Raw genomic sequence first — 1,362 nt, 5'->3', positions numbered from 1 at the left:
CCCTGTTACCGCCGTGAAAGGGCGGTGTCCTAGGCCACTAGACGAAGGGGACACGCTACAACATTCACTCCCTGCCGCGCTTCGCTGTGTGCTTTACGCTGCAAGTGGCGCGCATTCTATGGATGGATTGAGAGGTCGTCAACCCCTTGATATAAATTTATTTAAATCAATGACTTCGACCTGCTTTACGGCGGCAACCGGGCTTTTCCGTCGCCCGACGATTGACGCCTATATTCCGCCACTCGCCAAGACGTTATAGTCCACCGCACAGTGATGGCAATCTGCACATGCATCGCCAGCATTCATATAAGCAGCGTGCGGCCGATACAGATTGAACCTGCCGATCCAACTCGTCGAGCGGCGCTAGGCGGCTAAATGCCCAGCCACTACACTCGCATGCGAACCCTATAAAGAGGTCTTACCGGTGACACCACTCATGATCACCCTGCTAGTCATAGCCGGGATCGCAATTCTGATCGCCATTGGCTACATGAACCATGTGGTGGAAAACAACAAACTGGAGAAGGCCCGTACCAAGGTCGAACTGAACGACCGCCTGCGCCGCTGCGGCGAACTGACCGAGACCTTCCCGGGCCAGTTCATGACTCCGGCCCTCAAGCTGCTGCTGACCCGCCTGGAGCTGAATGTCTGCCAGCGCCTGCTGAACCTGGAAAAAACCAGCGCCACCACCAAAGCGCGCATCACCGAACTGAGCGCATTGGTCGCCCAAGGCGAATCGATCCCGGTCAACAACCCTCCGGCGCCGATCCTGACCGAAGCCAAAGCCAAAGACGTGCGCTTCCTGCTCGAAGCCCTCCACGGCCAGATCACCCGCGCCGCCCACGACGGCTTCCTGCCACCGAACGAAGCCAAACACTGGATCCGCGAGGTCCGCCACATACTGGTGCTGCTGCACATCGAATTCTTCAACAACCTCGGCCAACAGTCCCTGCAACAAAACCAGCCCGGCCAGGCCCGCCTCGCCTTCGAACGCGGCGTGCAATACTTGCGCAAACAGCAGGATCCGCAGGTGTATGCAGAACAACTGCAATATCTGGAAAAACTGCTGGCCCGCGCCAACGCCCAGGTCATGGACAAAATTGCACCGGTTGAAGGTGAGGAGAACCAACTGACCGCCGGCCTAAAAGATGTAGAGGCCGATGCCGACTGGAAAAAGAAAGTGATTTACGACTGATTGCAGATGTTGAAAGAGAAGCCACCGAGAGGTGGCTTTTTTTGTGGGCTCGCGGGAGTGAATCCGAAAGAAAACCGGTGAATGTGAGAACGCTTTCGCGAGCTGGCTCGCTCCCACAGTTTGAACTGCGTGCATTCAGACAGAGATTGGTCGGCTGTCAGGCCGCC

At 56.9% G+C, this 1,362-nt stretch carries 1 protein-coding gene; it reads left to right on the top strand.

Going from position 1 to position 1,362, the window contains the following annotated elements; all coding sequences use genetic code 11:
• Positions 1–436: 436 nt before the first annotated feature.
• Complete coding sequence (locus PMI23_RS27885; protein WP_042705064.1) at positions 437–1,195, top strand: hypothetical protein; 759 nt, start codon at positions 437–439, stop codon at positions 1,193–1,195.
• Positions 1,196–1,362 lie beyond the last annotated feature (167 nt).

The organism is Pseudomonas sp. GM24, from assembly GCF_000282235.1.
GTDB lineage: Bacteria > Pseudomonadota > Gammaproteobacteria > Pseudomonadales > Pseudomonadaceae > Aquipseudomonas.
This window is presented reverse-complemented; position numbering and strand designations above follow the sequence as displayed.

Bases quoted from the DNA above. Each gene is read 5' to 3' on its own strand.
- PMI23_RS27885 (WP_042705064.1), top strand. From the start codon at position 437: ATGATCACCCTGCTAGTCATAGCCGGGATCGCAATTCTGATCGCCATT.